Raw genomic sequence first — 16,559 nt, forward strand, 5'->3', positions numbered from 1 at the left:
TTTATTCATAATTTACTTTATAATCTTCTGATTTAACCCATTTTAGCTTAGTTTCAAATAGTTTTATAAATAATAAATTTAAAACGATTGGTAAGCCTATGAATAATGTTAGAGAAATAATCATGCTTTCCATTTGCCATCCTACAATATCAAGATATTTAAGTGGACCAACGAACCCTGCTAGTCCAAAGCCAGCACTGTATGGAGTTCCTTCTATTTGGAATACACCAGCTAGCCCCCCTAAAATAGCAGCTGTTAAAATCATAGGTAAAGCAATTTTCGGCTTCATAAGGAAGTTGCGCATTTGGATTTTTGCAGATGCCACATGAGCAATAGCTGTACCAAAATTATTCGAGCGATAGCTTGCGATACACATTCCGACGCCAGAAGCACAAACTCCAAGATTAGCAGCACCAGCCCCGATTCCTGATAGCATAATAACGGTTGCAACTCCAATTGTTGATATTGGAGAGATAATAAGTACCGAGAATATCATTGCAATAAGTGCACCCATTAGGACCGGTTGGAGATCTGTTAAATACATAATAACATTACCAATTATTAATGAGCTGTTTTTCACATATGGAAGGATAGCAAGGCCCATTAACCCAGGAATGAAGATTGTTAATGCTGGCATGGCAAGCAAAGTCCAATCCTTTAATTTTGTTCCTAAAAATTGAACAAAAAGAATTGCTAGTGCTGTTGTTAAACCAATATTGATAACTGTCCCGATTCCTGCCATCGTTATAGATCCATCTTCCATAACTGTTGTTACACCACTGCCAACAAATGCAGCTAATCCAACCGAGCAAGTTTGAATCGGTGTTAATTTAAATTGAATTCCTGCCATAACCCCAATAATAACTGGAAGTAAACTCATTACAATAACGGAAGCATTTAAAACAGTTTCTAAAAAGGGGATATAGGGAATAATTAATTTTAATATTTCTCCGACAAGAGCATTTGGAATCAAGCAAACAACAATTCCTAAACTCATACCAGTTAATAACTTACTAAAAAAATCTTTCATATTGAAACAAATCCTCTCTAAGATGTCGTTTTTCTAATATAACATCATGGTGTAATGTAAGAATTATTATAGTAGTTTAGAAGATTATTTCAATACAAAATTTTCTGACTTTTTATCCATTTGATAAGTTAAAGCTATTTTAGAGAATGGAAACGTTTTTTTAGAGAATATCAATTTATAAATAATAATGGTGTAATTTTATATTTAATAGTTTAGTTGGTGCTTTTTGCTATTCAAAGTTGAATTCTTTTTCCTAGATTCTCTATTATTGGCGAAAAACGACTTTATCTAATATAGTTAATCATGTACCTATATAATTTGGTGGAACAAGTTATTTTGAAAGGATGAACATAAATGCTGAAAGAAAAAGTATTTGAACAATTAAAAACGGCTATGAAGGAAAAGAATGTATTGGCAAAAGGAGTATTTACTCTTTTAAAATCTGCTTTGGATACAGCAGAGAAAGAAAAAGGTGCAGCGCTTACAAAAGATGAAGAAATTTCAATTGTCAATCGTGAAATTAAACAAACAAATCAAGCATTAGATGGTGCAAAACAAGCAAATCGAGACGATTTAATTGAAAAAGAAGAAGCCAAGCTCACGCTTTTAAAAAGCTTCTTACCAAAACAATTAACAGAAGATGAAATTGTTGCTGTGTTAACTGAAGCTGGAGTTAGTAAAGGGATGAATATGGGGGATGCCATGAAGATTGCAAAACCGATATTGGCTGGTAAAGCAGATAGTGCAACTATTTCAAAAGTAGTAAAAAGTTTAATTTAACTGAGAAGTGTTACTAAAACTCACCTGAATAGCGTGGGTTTTTTTTATTTGAAAAGAGATTCAAATTGGGCTTTGCCTTCAAAAGGGGAGCTGCCAAAGCTTAAACAGTCCAAAGGGTCGCTGCTATAAGACGAAGAGGGAGCCCTCAAAGTACAAACTGTCCAATAGATGGCTTCTATAAGAAAATACCGGAGCTGCCAAAGCATAGACAGTTCAATAGCCTACCTTTCTTAAAAAAATCATGATGTCCGAAGCCTGAACTTTCCTCAAATCTCAAAGCAATGAAAATTAGAGCACCACATTAAATGTTTATCTATTCAGAAAATTATATTGACTTAAAATAAAATCTGTACTATATTAACTTTAACGAAAATATTCTGTTATATAACAAAAGCGCAGACAATTAGAAAGGATGGTTGATGAAGATGTCTAGTTATCGTGATGGTTATGATTATTATGTGATGAGATGTATGGATTTTGAGCTAGAGCCAATTAATTTTTATTATTTTGTTCAACAATTATCACAAGAACAGCTGGAAGTGTTCAATGAGCAAGCAAAACAAATGAAAGGGTGGAAGTAGGATGGTGGATTACAATATTGGCTATGATTATTATAAACAAGCATGTCAGCAGTATGGATTAGAGCCTATTAATTTTGCCTATTATCTATTAAGCTTGTCAAAAGCACAATTGGATGCATTTAATGAGCGTGCTCAACCAAAAAGGGGGCATGATCTTGAAGATTGATTTAGACTTAGCAAACGTCCGATAGCAACCTTACTTGAACATAAAATCAAGTAGGGTTGTTTTATTTTCTGAATGAGAGACTATTTTACTAACAACAACCAAACAAATTGTAACGATTTTTATACATTTTTCGACATTTTATCTATTATCTTACCGATTTTCAATGTATAATATTTATATAATACTTAAAAATAATTATTTTGAGATATTTCAGTTAATTTGTAACGGAGGGACTTCATGATAAACAATAACTTACAGTTAACAAAGACCACATTCATGGAGCATACATATGAAGAACTAAAAGATATCAAAGCGGCTATAGATGAAGCTGTTATACTAGCTGTAACCGATTCAAAGGGAAATATTACTGCAGTAAACGATCGGTTTTGTGAACTCTCAAAATATAGTCGAAAAGAATTAATTGGTCAAAATCACCGTATTTTAAATTCAAGATTTCATACGAAAGATTTCTTTAATACGATGTGGAAAACTATTAGTAATGGGGAAACCTGGAATGGTGAGATATGCAACCGTGCAAAAGACGGAACTCTTTATTGGGTTCAGACTACTATTGTACCTTTTTTAAATAAAAATGGAGTACCTTACCAGTATATCTCTATTAGAACAGATATAACGGAACAAAAAAATATCCAGATGATTACACATTTTGCGAATCATGATGTGTTAACCGGGTTACCAAACCGTAGATATTTAGCTCAAAAGCTAAAGCTGCTTATTGAGAAAAGTAATGAAAACCATTCTAAATTTGCTCTTTTCTTTATTGATATTAATCGATTCCGACATATTAATGATGCACTTGGCCACAATATCGGGGACTTATTTTTAGTTGAAGTTGCCCAAAGATTTAAATCAATGGATAGTAATGGAGACTCATTCTATCGATTAAACGGAGACGAATTTGTATATTTACTCGAAGATATAGATTTGCTTTCAGAAATGGCGACAAAACTTATGAAAATGTTTGAAGAACCATATGTCTTTGATAGGTATGAATTTTATTCTACGATCAGTATTGGAATAAGCTTATTCCCTGAGCATGGATATGACGTAGATAGTTTACTAGTAAGTGCCGATTTAGCTATGTATGTAGCTAAAAATAGAAAGGGAAATCAATATGAGATTTTCAAAAAGCTTATGCAAGGGAAAAATGACCAGATATTGATATTGGAATCCAAGCTTCGAAATGCTATAAAAGAAGATCTTTTGGAAATCCACTATCAACCGAAGATGGATGTAAAAACTGAACAACTGGTTGGGATGGAAGCGCTACTTCGGTGGACAGATGAAGAATTAGGTCTTATACCGCCAAATGAATTCATTCCTTTTGCAGAAGAGTGTGGGTTAATCAATGGCATTGGAGAATGGGTATTAAAAACAGCCGCCCTACAAATAAAAGAGTGGGAAAAGCAGTTGAATTTTCATCTAAGAGTAGCTATTAATATTTCTCCTTTACACTTTAAAGAACCGAATTTTGTTGGTCGACTTGTTGAAATACTGGAAGAAACAAAAGTAAGAGCCGAGCTTTTAGAAATTGAAATTACTGAAATGAGCATGATGGATTATAATGATGATCTTATAAATAAGATTCAAGAAGTAAAAAAAATTGGTCTAACAGTGGCAATTGATGATTTTGGAACAGGCTACAGTTCTCTTGGTTATTTGAAAGAATTCCCAGTCGACACGCTTAAAATAGATCGAAGCTTCATCGTCAATATACGTGAAGGGGAATCCGGAGTGGCCATGGTAGCAGCAATCATTGCACTGGCACATGCTCTAAAGCTAAAAGTAGTAGCTGAAGGTGTGGAAACAATTGAGGAATTGGAAATCCTAAAACAATATAATTGTGAATATGTACAAGGTTATTACTTCAGTAAACCTTTAAATGTAGCTGATATAACACAAAAAATGCATCGTGAATTGTCGAAATAATAAAAAATCAGGAATAGTATTAGACTTTTCCTGATTTTATAATGGTATGATAGAGTGAAATCTTCATACCATTTTTATTCACTTAGGAGCTCTTGTAAACGTTCGTATTCATCGTTGCCCACTGCATCGTAATATTGGAATAACAAATCTGAATTGACTTTTATCATATCCTTATAATTTAAATATAATTCCTCAGTTAAATGACGAATGATGATAGGAACAGGCTGATTATGATTAAAGTGTTTTAGATATTTTTTTATAAATCCATCAGAAAGTTCACACCACAAATTATTACCAAGAGCTTCAAATTCAATATATTGCGAATGAGCATAAAGGAAATCCTCTGTTAAATGTTCATTATACTGACAAACAATTTGCCAATTGATTTTCTCTCGGTAGCGATGTAACCAATGAGGTTCTAAAACAGCACTTATTAACTGAATTTGTAGTTCCGAGTATTGATTGAAAATTATGTCCATTTCTTTGTTGATTCTTTTTTTATACCCCATGTCATCATATATTTGACTAGCCAATGATGGAATACCTTTTACCATATGTTCACTACCCGGCCACTTATACTGTCCGCGTTCAAACTCGAAAAAATGATATTCTAGTCTTTCTTCTTCTTCCTCTAGTTCGTATTCATCGAGTAAGTGTATCGTGCTATATTCACTAAAGTATGTTTCATCTTCTATAAACAAATCGATTTCTTGTTCGAAGTGGTCGTTAATTTTTAAATTCTGTCGTCTTAATTCACTCACAATATAGTTTTTAAATGATGCAGAAAGTCTTGAAAGTACTGGGTAATTATATTGTAGGGAAGCAACATCCACTAAGTTTAAATGTTCGATTAAATATTCTTCGGTTAACTGGTCGCAGGCATAGCAAATATAGGCAAAATCAACATAATCCAAATACTTTTCAAACTCAGTCGGGTGAAGTTTTACCAAATTATATCTCCAAAAACAGTAATCGTGGACGAACTTTTTCGACATGCCAGGATTTGCTTTGGTCATTTGGTTCATGTCAATCTCATCTATAATCGGTCCTACATAAGAAGGTATTGACTTTACATCGAAATCCTCTGGGAAATTTAACTTATCCAATGCTTTATCGGGTTTGAACTTTCTTTTTCGGCTTGGATGTGTTTTCAAGCTATAAGTCCCAATCGATCCGCGCTCATCCAACAAAATATAGGCTAATTCTTGTCTTTGATCCCTTGTCAGCTTTATGCTCTTTGGGAATTTTACAGAAGCATAGTATGTAATATTGGACATATCGTAGAAAAATTTAAAGTCGCCCTCAGGTGTAAAATCTGAACGAGACGAATTTTTTTTCCAATACAAAAGTGCCCCATTAATTGGGGGATAATTGGAGAATTGAATATTAGCTATCGAGAATATATTATGTGAAAGAGATTCATCATAAACAGTTTTTATAAATTCAATATGTTTAATTTTAAGCATACTGTACCTCCATTACTTCTATTATATTTCTTTCGCTAAAGAAACAATAGCAAAAAGTGTTGCAAATGTATGAATTCTTCCACGTAGAATGAACAAAACATGAATAATTTTTCATTAATTTGCATGGTTTGCCCACTCTACTAATTTATTGTGTTTGCCTAAAATTTAGAACCGAATTATAAATTTTTTTTAGAAAAACAATGGATTAATTCACATTGACATTTGAAAAAGGAAACATATTACAAGAAGCATATAAAAGATTAATGAGAAAATATGGATAAACACTCTCTTAATATTGATAAAAGATGTATAATTGAATTTAACTAAACCCAAGAATTTTAAACAAAAGATGGTGAGTTTATGAGTTCAAACTATATTGTTTCTTTGAAGGAAACGAGGAACCCCTTAGAGGATATTTTAGTTCCAGCAGAAGAAAGAATCGGATATATAAGTGAAAAAACGCCTGTTATTCCAATTTATTTTTATCGTATACTTGGCGTAGAGGGCGAAGAAGAAAATGATTTTAACTTATATAAAAATGAATTATTTCGACTAGATGAACAGTTAACTAATTATGGGCGTTATGTTCGATTTGATGGTCCTATACTTACACCACAAAATAATGAAATGAGCTATTTTAAGAATTTTATAGGGACTTCCTTAACCCAAGATATTCCAGCGTTGAAAAAACAAGGGTTATCTTTATTTTTTAATTCCCGAATTTTTTACGGACATAGCCACTATGCTGCTATTCATAAATCTTTACAGCAGGTTCTGGATTTATTTCTTAAAAATGAGTCTTTCGTTAATACTTCAAAAGTAGAAACTTTTGTTGTCAAAATATTAATCTGGCTACAGCGTATACTACCAAAACTGTATCCAACGAACATGATTGAAAAGGATATCCCAAAAATCATTTTCTATGGTGAAATCAAAGCCCATGAAATTTATTTCTTAATCTTTCTTTCTTTAATGGGAATGGACGTTTTGTATATTCATACAGAGCCAGTCAAAGAACAAAGGTTTTCTCAAATTGATCCGACTGAAACGTTCTCAAAAATAATGGTATACTCAAATAGTTTTGCACTAGAACCGTTCCCACTTGAAGCAAAAAGAGTAAGAAAGAACACCGTAACCTTTGAAGCAAAAGAAGAAATAGAAGGCTTCTTATATGGGGAAGACGTAGGGATTTTTAAAACGAGGCAATTTGAGTCGGGTTCTACCAAGCCGATTACATTAAGAACTACCCATGATGAACTGAAAATTTTGTGGTATGAAGATGCAAAAGTAAGACCTGAATTTCAGGTGAAAAATGAAATCGTCTCTGTACCGAATTTATTTGTAAAAGTCAGTGGAACGTATCCGCAAATAGAAGAGTACTGGAAAGAGTTGTTTGAACTAAAAAGTACTGCCAATACAGTATTTAAAGAGAAGGTGGATTTCACACCAGTTACTTATTCCAGACAGGAAATGTATTCTACTTCATTTATTTTCGATGCAAATGGGTTAATTGAGAAGGAAAAGCTATTTAAACATCCTTTATACAAATTTTCTTATTTAAATCAAACCGTTCAAGATTTCATGGTTGGTAAAATGAACGAGCTAATTAAGTCGGATATGTTCCTTCAAGAGATGACGAATGATTTAAGAATTAAAATACTAATGACAATTATTACGATGGATAAAGAGTTTTTAAGACTTGTCGAATCCTTTGACTTTACAGGTAAGGTTCCTAAAATAGTTGTTTACGATCATAAACCTGATAACTTCACCGAAAGCGACATTATCCTACTATGCTATTTCAATCTAGTTGGGGCAGATATACTTATTTATACACCAACGAATTACAACAACATTGAAGCATGGATCAATCAAAATTACTTTGATATTCATCAATTGCCGTCTGTTCAGTTCGATATGGAGATTCCAAAGGAACTACCTAAAGAAAAAACAAGTTTTTTAAAAAGATTCTTTAAACGATAACTCACTTCTAACTTAAAGGAGGAAGTAAGATGGAAGTAGAAAATTTAAAAGTTCAATTGCCGAACGAAATTGAGCAAAAAACAAATGAAATCAAAAGCAATGTACAAAATTCTCCTGAAATACTAGCCATAATACAACAGCTGGATATCGAAAATCTAAATTCACTTGTATCATTTGGTAGTCAATCGACAGTCGAGATTTCAAGATTTTCCGATATGATATTAAGTTCAATTCGGCGAACTAAAATCGATGAAGCAAAAGAATTATCTCTGCAGCTCAGTAGAATCATGGATGCTTTCAATTTAAATGATTTTAAAAAAGAGAAAAAAACTGGCTTTTTTCAAAAACTGTTCAATAAAGCGAAAGATACTATGGAAATTATTTATAGAAAGTATGAAACAATGCAGACAGATGTAGAAAAGGTAGGCATTACGTTAAAGAAATATGAAACGGAAATATTAAAGGAAAATGATCAGCTAGAATCCATGTTTCATCATAATCTAGCTTATTATGAAGAGCTTCAAAAGTATATATTGGCTGGCAAGCAAGCTATTCAGGAGCTTTCCACAAAGCAGATCCCGCAGTGGGAAGAGAATGTAAGAGTCTCGGGCAATCAATTAGACCAATTAAAACTCCAAACCTTACTTCAAGCAAAACAAATGCTTGATCAGAGAATATATGACTTACAGTTAGCAGAGAATATTGCACTTCAAAGTCTTCCAATGATAAAGGTCACACAAATGGGAAATGATGAATTGGTTCGTAAAATAAATGCTTCGTTTATTATTACCCTTCCATTATTTAAGCAAGCCTTAGCTCAAACAGTAGCATTAAAACGCCAGCAAGTAAGAGATAAAGCACAGCAAGCACTGGATGCGAGAACGAATGAATTATTATTACAGAATGCTGAAAATGCTGCTTTACAAGAAAAAGTGATGGCTCGATTAAAAAGTGGAAACCTCATTCAACTGGAAACCCTGGAAAAGACATGGGGAACAATCATGCAGGGGATTGAAGACGTGAAACAAATATATACTAAGTCAGTTGAGGACCGTAAAGTGGGGACAGATAAATTAACAGAGTTAAAGAAACGTTTTGAACAAAAAATGGAAAAGTAAAAGGTGTCCCCTAGGTGACACCTTTTTAATTGCTCTTAAATGAACGATATTTTAGAGAACGAGAGAATAAAGTGGATTGAGGTCACTAGTTTCCATTGTTTTTTTCTGATTTCGGATTCGGCTCGTAGCTTGCGGATAGCAGGAAAATCTATTTTATTAGTGTTTGCTGGATTATCAGTTGGCTCTGTTGTTTCAGCAAATCGCTAAATTACTGATACGCTTAATTTGTTCTATCATTTTGTATCGTATTTCAATTTCATTTCCAATAAAACCATCGACCATGCCCGTCTGCCTTATTAAACGTCTTTTCCTCTACGACTTTTCCATTTTCTAACAAATCCTGATGAATATCTGTATCATACATATTGTTATAAACATGATAGATTGTACGGTCATTGCTCAATTCTTTTAGCAGGTACTCAAAGTCCATTTTTAATTGAACTGGAAATTGATTTGCTACGTGAGTATGGAATACTACAATTTGGTCTTCTGGTGAAGTGGACTGAATTAGCTTCGGCAATAATTCTAACAAATCTCCCTCATACAACTCTTTTTGGATGCCATTTGTAATTTTGCTTGCTTCTTTAAACTGCTTGCGTCTTTCCGAGTGTTCCGGCCAAATTAGCGCAAGCATCCATTCATATTCCTCCTCGTTAGTTAAATCGACAAGATTCAAATCAATCCCGATTCGATTATTGATTTTTAGCCTAGTTCGAATATAGCTTGGTAATTTTTCACCCTTATTCTCGGATTGAATGAAGAGAGAATCCTGTACATTTTCAACAGTTAATAATTGATTCTCTTCTTTATATTCGTAGTTATAAACATCTAAACAAAGTAACAGTCCGGCACTTGTGCCAATTTCTATGAGTGTTAAAGGCTTATTGGTCATTACATTAATATCTAAGAACATAGGATATAAATAAGCAGCTCGTTTGACTTCATTGGTCTGTACTAATTTTGAATGGAACAATTCTATTAAATGTTGTTTGTAATTTAATGCAAATCTTTTAAAAGGTTTAAAGCTTTCCTCAACAGGTAAAGGTTTTTCGGTCAAAGAGGGGTAATAATTTCGTAGAGGTGAATCTGATTTTGATACAAGGTAGTGCACTGATGCGAAAAATAGATTTGGTTTAGGCTGCGTGGCAGGAATTTTTCTAATAATCTCCATTAAATCTTGATCCTCAACAACTCTTTTACTTAAAAAGTAATAAAGTTCACTACTTCCTTTGGCTTCATTTTCAGCAAATTCCTGAAAATTTTTTGTGATTACATCCATTTCATCATCCCCTTGTTGATCAATTAAGTTAAGTGTATACTTTTGTTTAAATTAAGAAAATTAATTATTTTTAATTAATTCGATTAAAAAGTTTAATTGGGGCGATAATTTGGAAACTAAATGGTTAAAGTCTTTTGTGGTTGCAGGTAAAACAGAAAACTTTAGGGAAGCAGCGAATCTCCTATTTATTTCACAGCCATCGGTTACGGTACATATTCAGCAATTAGAAGAATACTTACAAATTCAATTGTTTAAGAGGGATAATGGGAAGGTTTCTTTGACTGCGGAGGGGAAATTCTTTTTAAAAGAAGCTGGAGAAATATTAAGTAAAATGGAGGAAGGGAAGCAAAATCTAAAGTTATTTTCAGAAAAGAAAAATGTAAAGATTAATATCGTCATATCACCAATGCTAGTTGAATCTACATTACCTCAAATCATTTACCAATTTATGATTGAAAATCCCACCTTTGAAGTGATATTAACGGTTGAAGAATCCGAGAGAATTGAAAGTTTGCTACAAAATGGGGAAGCTAACATAGGAATTGGATTAACTCCAAGTAACAGTGATTTTATACAAAATGAATTAATACATTCTAGTCCAATGCAGTTTGTTGTTCCATTAGATCAATATGATGATGAGACGGGCGTCAACTTTGATATTGAAGAACTCTTCGGTACCTATCCCTTCTTTACAAATCATATTTCAAGTATCTTTCCAAACATAAATTTGTTAGTTAAAGATCGGTTCAGTTTTGTTAAATCAATCTCAATACCTCAATGCTATATTGTCAAAAGGTTTATAAAGGACGGTTTGGGTATTTCCTTTTTACCAAAGCTCATCATCCGCAGAGAAATGATGGAGGGGAGATTCAATGTAATCCCCTTTAACGAATTTGAACTACCTTTTGTAAAAATCTATATGCAATATAAATTAAATGATCATAATACATTCCTGATCAGAGAAAAAATTTTAAACTCTTATTTGGATTAATAGTATTAAGCATTATTAATACATTGCCCATAAGGAAGAAGTTCTACCCAATGACTATTTATCAAGCCGTTATTTTGGATTTTTCGGTGGAACTGTTTTAATATTTTGTATGGCATTTGAGTAATATCATACATAAAATGCTGTCGAATTACACCTTTACCATATAAAACACACTCTAAAAGGAGCGAAAGACATGAATGAACTACAAATTAAACAATTCCGTCAAGCCGAATATGACGTTGACCCTGTCATTTTAAATCGTTGGTCACCTCGTTCTTTTTCTGAAAAAGAAGTATCTGAGGAGGTTTTAATGCGCATATTTGAAGCGGCGCGCTGGTCTCCTTCTGCAATGAATATGCAACCATGGCGATTTATTATAGCTCGAACAAAAGAGGATAGAGAAAAATTCCATTCATTTATCTTAGAAGGGAATCGACGGTGGTGTGAAAAAGCTCCAGTGCTAGCCGTTCTTATTTCGGATAAAGAAGATCGTGTTCATGCGTTTGATAGTGGGACTGCTTGGGGTTACTTATCTTTACAAGCTGCAAAAGAAGGATTAGTCACACATGCAATGGGTGGATATGAGAAGGATAAAGCTCGTGAGCTGTTAAATATCCCAGAAACTTTCGATCTTCAAGTGGTTATTGCCATTGGATATCAAGGAGAAAAGGATGCTTTACCAGATGATTTACAAAGTCGTGAACAACCATCCGACCGCAGACCATTAAAAGAAACGGTTTTCGAAGGGACATTTAAATAAGCATTAGAATACTCCTTTTAAGATTAAGGAGTATTTTTTGTATCGTTTTGAGGTGTTTTGAAGCTAATATTGTGTATACCAATCAATTAGAGCAAGTTTTGTAGACTCTCATGAAGAACAAATAAGGTAATATAAACTACGTTATTTATCGTAAGCATTTAACAAATTTTCGGAGTTGCAGGATTAGCTGCTGGAGTTACTGTTGTTGCACTACTTACACGCACAGCAAATTCTTGTTAAGTTGCCTTTTAGAGCCATTTATTTTATCAGCAGCTAATTAAATTAGCCGTAAAGATAGAGCAAGGACTGTCATTTAGTCAGCCTTGCTCTATTTTGTTTCGAATTATTTTTTTAAACTTTCAAGAATAAAGTCTATAAAATATCTACTTGCAATTGGTAAGACACGTTTATCTTTGTAAGACAAACTTATTGTGCGTGAAATAGTAGGTGAGATTGATTTTGTCACAATACCATATGGACATCGATCCAAGACTAATTTAGGTAGTATGGATATTCCTAGACCTTGTTCAATCATCGACATAATTGCATAATCATCATGTACATGGAATTGTATATTAGGTTCAAATTGGTTTTCACTAAAAATGCTTAAAGCTACATTGATTTCCCCTTCATCCAAAAGGATAAACGGTTCTTCAGATAATTCTTTTAATGTTACCTGACTTTTAGTTGTTAAGGGATTATCCTTTGGTAATACAGCAAGCATTTCGTCTTCACGTAATGGGAGGGTTTTGAGATTTTTAGCGGCATCTGGGTTAACAAAACCAAAATCTACAAATCCTTCTCTAATCCAATTCGATATAACAGTATATTCACCTTGATAGATTTTAAAATGAACAGCAGGATAAAGTTGTTTAAAATCCTTGATTAGCTTAGGTAACCAATGACATGCAACGCTAGAAAATGTACCAATTCGAATAAGACCGCTTTGTAGACCCTTCATCTCTTTTTGTTTCACTAACAGTTCCAAATGAGAATTACTTAAATTTCTAATATACGGTAAAAATTCCTCTCCATCTGGTGTAAGTGTAATACCGTTTCGAGAGCGTAGAATTAGAGTTGTCGAAAGTTCCTTTTCTAATGAATTCACCATTTGACTAATGGCAGATTGAGTATACCCGAGTTCTTCAGCAGCCTTAGTGAAGTTCCCTTTTTCTATTACTTTTATAAAAGCGTGATATGCATTCAAGTAAATTACTCCTTACATAAGTAATACTAATAATTATATTATAAATATTCGTTTTACTTATGTAAAATCAGATGATACCATTTAGCCATTAAAGTTTAGGGGGGAATGAGTGTGACACAAAAACAGGCGAACTGGTTATTGGCAACTGTTTCATTAGGCTGGGGAACTTCTTATATTTTTATGAAGCTTCTAGCAGAATCTGTTTCTCCATTTACCGTGATCGGCTTACGATTTGGTATTGCATTCTTAGTTATGACCTTGATATTTAACAAAAAAATAATGAAAGTAAATACCCAACTATTAAAGTACAGTGCTATAGTCGGTGCTTTGTTGTTTGGAATTTTCATTGCTCTTATGTATGGCATGAGAACAACATCTGCTTCTTCTGCAGGATTCTTAACAAGTACTACAGTCATTTTAGTACCGGTTTTGCAAACAATCCTTACACGGAAATTACCTCGAAAAGAGATTGTTAACGGTGTGATTTTTGTTTCGATTGGTTTAGCATTACTAACTATTAAAGATAACTTTACATTTGAAATGGGTTCTTTATTATGTTTAGTGGCTGCATTTCTATATGCAGTTCACATAATAATTACAAATTACTTTGTCAAAGAAGTTGATGCCTTACAGTTGGGGATATATCAGCTAGGCTTTGCTTGTCTTATTGCTTTAATAGGAAGTATTTTATTTGATAGGCCTACGATGCCAAATGAAAGTATAGAGTGGATTGCAATACTAAGTCTAGCGATTATTTGCTCTGCATATGGTTTTGTCATGCAGCCAATTGCACAAAAATACACAACAGCCGAGAATACAGGTTTTATATTTTCACTAGAACCAGTATTCTCATCCATATTTGCTTTTATTTTCTTAAACGAAAATATGGGAGGACAAGGATATTTAGGGGCTTTCCTCATCCTTGCAGGTGTGTGCGTGGCAAATAGTCCTTCCAGAGCTAAAAATCCGGTCGAGATTATTAGAGAATAGTTAGAAGCAAGTTCCTTTTTTAGTTGTAGTCAAATAGGAAGTTAATTACTATCAACACTGATAAATGGATTTTTTAAGTGACATGGTATTTGTAGAGGTAGAATCTAATAAGATTTAATTGTTTAGAGATTTAGAGAGAACAATATTTATATGAGGAGTGTTGTTGTGGTTCATGCAAAAGATGTTATATTGGACCAGTTGTTGGCAAATGCGAATGACCCAAGCTGGTACCTACCATTTTCAGACTCAATTAAAAACTTGTCTGAGGAACAAGCATTTTGGAAGCCAAACGAGGAAAGTAATAGTATAGCTGAAATTGTGCAGCACCTACTTTATTGGAATAACACATGGCAAACAAGGTACCAAAAATCCCACGTGAATGCTGTACCTTCCATAGGGAATAATAATGATTCCTTTATTATTCCGAAAAACCGTACATTTGCTCACTTAAAAAACCGACTTTTAGAGGTTCGCTTAAATTGGCAAGCCTTATTATCTGAAGAAAAATTGGAAAGGGAAGTAAATGGTTTTTCTGGTCATGTGAAATGGTGGCAAGTTCTGGGGAATGTGTCAACTCATAACGCATATCATATTGGTCAAATCATTTATATCCGAAAATTGCAAAATAGCTGGGAAGTAGATACAAAAGAAGCAGAATAGAAATTAGTTACTTTAGATCCTTCTTAAAAAAATAAGACAGTAAAAAGGCAATTCTCATTTCGTGAGGATTGCCTTTAAGTTATATTTATGAAACTAGTAATATGATAAATTCAGTTAATAATTGTTTTGGTAGCAATCTAATATCTTTTGGGTCACATTAAGCATGTTAGTGTTATTTCCAAATGATTTATGCAACAGTTTCCTTGATAGTTCGCTTATTCCCTTTATGAATAAAATAAAGTGAAATAACCATAAATAGCAAAGCAAAAATCCGTTTAGTATCTAATTCTATGACTAAACTATTAAACCATCCAAACTGATCAATAATTACGCCAATCACAAGTTGACCAGCAATACCAGAGATATTTGTTGCAATAACGCCAATTCTTGGAACTGCCATAACAGATAAAAGTAAATACATAGTGCCCAAAAATGCTGCACTTAGTTGCCATTTGGGTGCGTCTAGAAGTGCAAGGATATTTCCATTCCCAAAAAATAATATGAAAATAGTAAGAAACAATGTTCCTGCAATAAATGTTAAAAATGTTGTTTCAATTGTTCCAGCTTTTCGACTTAACGTACCGTTTATGGATGATTGTGCACTTAAGGTGATACCGCCAATCAATGTAAATAAAATCATAAAAATACTCATGTAATATAAACCTCCTAGTTAATTAATATTAGAGCGATAATCATTGAGACTACTGCGATAATCTTCTCTTTATTAATTCGCGTTTTTTTACTACATAGCCATCCAAAGTGTTCAATAATCATGCTCATTACTAGCTGCCCGATAATGACAGCAACCATTGTTATGGCGACTCCTACGAAAGGGACACTAATAACAATGGAAGTTAAATAAACAACACCCAAGAGCCCCCCAAGTAATGACCATTTTGCGCGCTTCAAGTACATGAGAAAGTTTTCCTTTTCCAAAAAATATCCACAATAGCCCCATTATGATAGAACCCATAATGAAGTTATAAAAACTTGTTTCGATTTGTCCAATTGATTTACCTAATTCAGCATAGATAGCTCCCTCAAAGCTAAGCGCTGCTCCAGCTAATAAGGCTAGTAAATAAGCTATTAATCGCATATAAATATCTCCTTTTTCAAATAATTATATATCTAGAAAAATAGATATACATATTGGTAAAAAAACAGAAATCAACATAAATTTAGATTTCTGTTTTGAAGTATTTAGCTAGCTGCTGAATGAATTCTTCATTACGTCTATAATATGTCCACTGCCCGTGACGAATTGATTCAAGTAGACCAGCTTTTTGCATCATATTTAAGTAGCTAGAAACCGTTGATTGAGAAACTTTGGCTTTTTCTTGAATATCCCCAACACATACGCCACCTTTGTAACTTACCTCCTTTGGAAGGTGAGCGCCTTGTTTGGGGAAATGCTTCTCGGGTTCCTTTAACCACTCTAGGATATTGAGTCTTGTTTCGTTCGATAACGCTTTGAATACATCAATAGGTTCCATGGGTGTAATTGTATATCTAGATTTCTCGATATGTCAAGTTAGTTGCGAAAATTACATAAAAAATAGGTGGGCTATTTCAAGTAACGAAAAGAAACTCGTGGAGCA

General features: G+C 33.3%; 16 protein-coding genes and 1 pseudogene. 10 read left to right on the forward strand and 7 right to left on the reverse strand.

Annotation, left to right across the window (positions count from 1 at the left end; translation table 11 throughout):
* Position 1: 1 nt before the first annotated feature.
* Entirely contained in the window at positions 2-1,030 is a 1,029-nt protein-coding gene (locus tag C1N55_RS09670; protein WP_137728635.1) for a PTS sugar transporter subunit IIC, read from the reverse strand.
* Positions 1,031-1,384: 354 nt separating this feature from the next.
* On the opposite strand from C1N55_RS09670, the gene C1N55_RS09675 reads away from it, so the two are divergent.
* The 4 genes from C1N55_RS09675 (at position 1,385) to C1N55_RS09690 (ending at position 4,507) form a co-directional block, all read left to right on the forward strand.
* Positions 1,385-1,810, forward strand: a complete 426-nt coding sequence (locus tag C1N55_RS09675) for a GatB/YqeY domain-containing protein (protein WP_137728636.1) — start codon at positions 1,385-1,387, stop codon at positions 1,808-1,810.
* A 425-nt stretch (positions 1,811-2,235) separates the two neighbouring features.
* Positions 2,236-2,391 carry a transcriptional regulator gene (locus C1N55_RS09680; RefSeq protein ID WP_137728637.1) on the forward strand — a complete coding sequence of 52 codons (156 nt, stop codon included), beginning with the start codon at positions 2,236-2,238 and terminating at the stop codon, positions 2,389-2,391.
* A gap of 1 nt (position 2,392) precedes the next feature.
* Positions 2,393-2,557 carry a transcriptional regulator gene (locus C1N55_RS09685; protein WP_137728638.1) on the forward strand — a complete coding sequence of 55 codons (165 nt, stop codon included), beginning with the start codon at positions 2,393-2,395 and terminating at the stop codon, positions 2,555-2,557.
* A 237-nt stretch (positions 2,558-2,794) separates the two neighbouring features.
* Entirely contained in the window at positions 2,795-4,507 is a 1,713-nt protein-coding gene (locus C1N55_RS09690; RefSeq protein WP_240758426.1) for a sensor domain-containing protein, read from the forward strand.
* A gap of 74 nt (positions 4,508-4,581) precedes the next feature.
* Here the strand turns inward: C1N55_RS09690 and C1N55_RS09695 are convergent, their stop codons facing one another.
* On the reverse strand, positions 4,582-5,973 hold the full coding sequence (locus C1N55_RS09695; RefSeq protein WP_137728639.1) for a nucleoside-diphosphate sugar epimerase: 1,392 nt from the start codon (positions 5,971-5,973) through the stop codon (positions 4,582-4,584).
* Between the two features lie 360 nt (positions 5,974-6,333).
* Here C1N55_RS09695 and C1N55_RS09700 point away from each other — a divergent pair, with 360 nt between their 5' ends.
* Together C1N55_RS09700 and C1N55_RS09705 are read left to right on the forward strand one after the other, a co-directional pair.
* Positions 6,334-7,956: a YceG family protein gene (locus C1N55_RS09700; protein ID WP_137728640.1), complete on the forward strand. Its 1,623-nt coding sequence runs from the start codon at positions 6,334-6,336 to the stop codon at positions 7,954-7,956.
* Between the two features lie 29 nt (positions 7,957-7,985).
* Positions 7,986-9,074, forward strand: a complete 1,089-nt coding sequence (locus tag C1N55_RS09705) for a toxic anion resistance protein (protein ID WP_137728641.1) — start codon at positions 7,986-7,988, stop codon at positions 9,072-9,074.
* A 256-nt stretch (positions 9,075-9,330) separates the two neighbouring features.
* On the opposite strand, the gene C1N55_RS09710 is transcribed toward C1N55_RS09705, so the two are convergent.
* The gene (locus C1N55_RS09710; RefSeq protein WP_137728642.1) at positions 9,331-10,353 is read right to left on the reverse strand and encodes a DUF2332 domain-containing protein; all 1,023 of its coding nucleotides are present in this window, start codon (positions 10,351-10,353) and stop codon (positions 9,331-9,333) included.
* A 109-nt stretch (positions 10,354-10,462) separates the two neighbouring features.
* Between C1N55_RS09710 and C1N55_RS09715 the strand changes: the two genes are divergently transcribed.
* Together C1N55_RS09715 and C1N55_RS09720 are read left to right on the forward strand one after the other, a co-directional pair.
* Positions 10,463-11,344 carry a LysR family transcriptional regulator gene (locus tag C1N55_RS09715; protein ID WP_137728643.1) on the forward strand — a complete coding sequence of 294 codons (882 nt, stop codon included), beginning with the start codon at positions 10,463-10,465 and terminating at the stop codon, positions 11,342-11,344.
* 193 nt (positions 11,345-11,537) lie between these two features.
* A complete protein-coding gene (locus C1N55_RS09720) occupies positions 11,538-12,104 on the forward strand; it encodes a nitroreductase family protein (RefSeq protein ID WP_137728644.1) in 567 nt (188 codons plus the stop codon).
* Between the two features lie 343 nt (positions 12,105-12,447).
* On the opposite strand, the gene C1N55_RS09725 is transcribed toward C1N55_RS09720, so the two are convergent.
* Positions 12,448-13,311, reverse strand: a complete 864-nt coding sequence (locus C1N55_RS09725; RefSeq protein WP_137728645.1) for a LysR family transcriptional regulator — start codon at positions 13,309-13,311, stop codon at positions 12,448-12,450.
* A gap of 111 nt (positions 13,312-13,422) precedes the next feature.
* On the opposite strand from C1N55_RS09725, the gene C1N55_RS09730 reads away from it, so the two are divergent.
* Both C1N55_RS09730 and C1N55_RS09735 read left to right on the forward strand, forming a co-directional pair.
* Complete coding sequence (locus C1N55_RS09730) at positions 13,423-14,301, forward strand: DMT family transporter (RefSeq protein WP_137728646.1); 879 nt, start codon at positions 13,423-13,425, stop codon at positions 14,299-14,301.
* Between the two features lie 165 nt (positions 14,302-14,466).
* Positions 14,467-14,961 (forward strand): DinB family protein, encoded by a 495-nt coding sequence (locus C1N55_RS09735; protein WP_137728647.1) that lies wholly within the window; start codon positions 14,467-14,469, stop codon positions 14,959-14,961.
* A 187-nt stretch (positions 14,962-15,148) separates the two neighbouring features.
* On the opposite strand, the gene C1N55_RS09740 is transcribed toward C1N55_RS09735, so the two are convergent.
* From C1N55_RS09740 to C1N55_RS09750, 3 genes and pseudogenes are all read right to left on the reverse strand, one after another.
* Positions 15,149-15,613: a DMT family transporter gene (locus tag C1N55_RS09740; protein WP_137728648.1), complete on the reverse strand. Its 465-nt coding sequence runs from the start codon at positions 15,611-15,613 to the stop codon at positions 15,149-15,151.
* 14 nt (positions 15,614-15,627) lie between these two features.
* Positions 15,628-16,057, reverse strand: a pseudogene (locus C1N55_RS09745) (DMT family transporter).
* 82 nt (positions 16,058-16,139) lie between these two features.
* Complete coding sequence (locus C1N55_RS09750) at positions 16,140-16,454, reverse strand: ArsR/SmtB family transcription factor (RefSeq protein WP_137728649.1); 315 nt, start codon at positions 16,452-16,454, stop codon at positions 16,140-16,142.
* Positions 16,455-16,559 lie beyond the last annotated feature (105 nt).

The organism is Lysinibacillus sp. SGAir0095 (genome assembly GCF_005491425.1).
In the GTDB taxonomy this organism is placed as follows: Bacteria; Bacillota; Bacilli; order Bacillales_A; family Planococcaceae; genus Ureibacillus.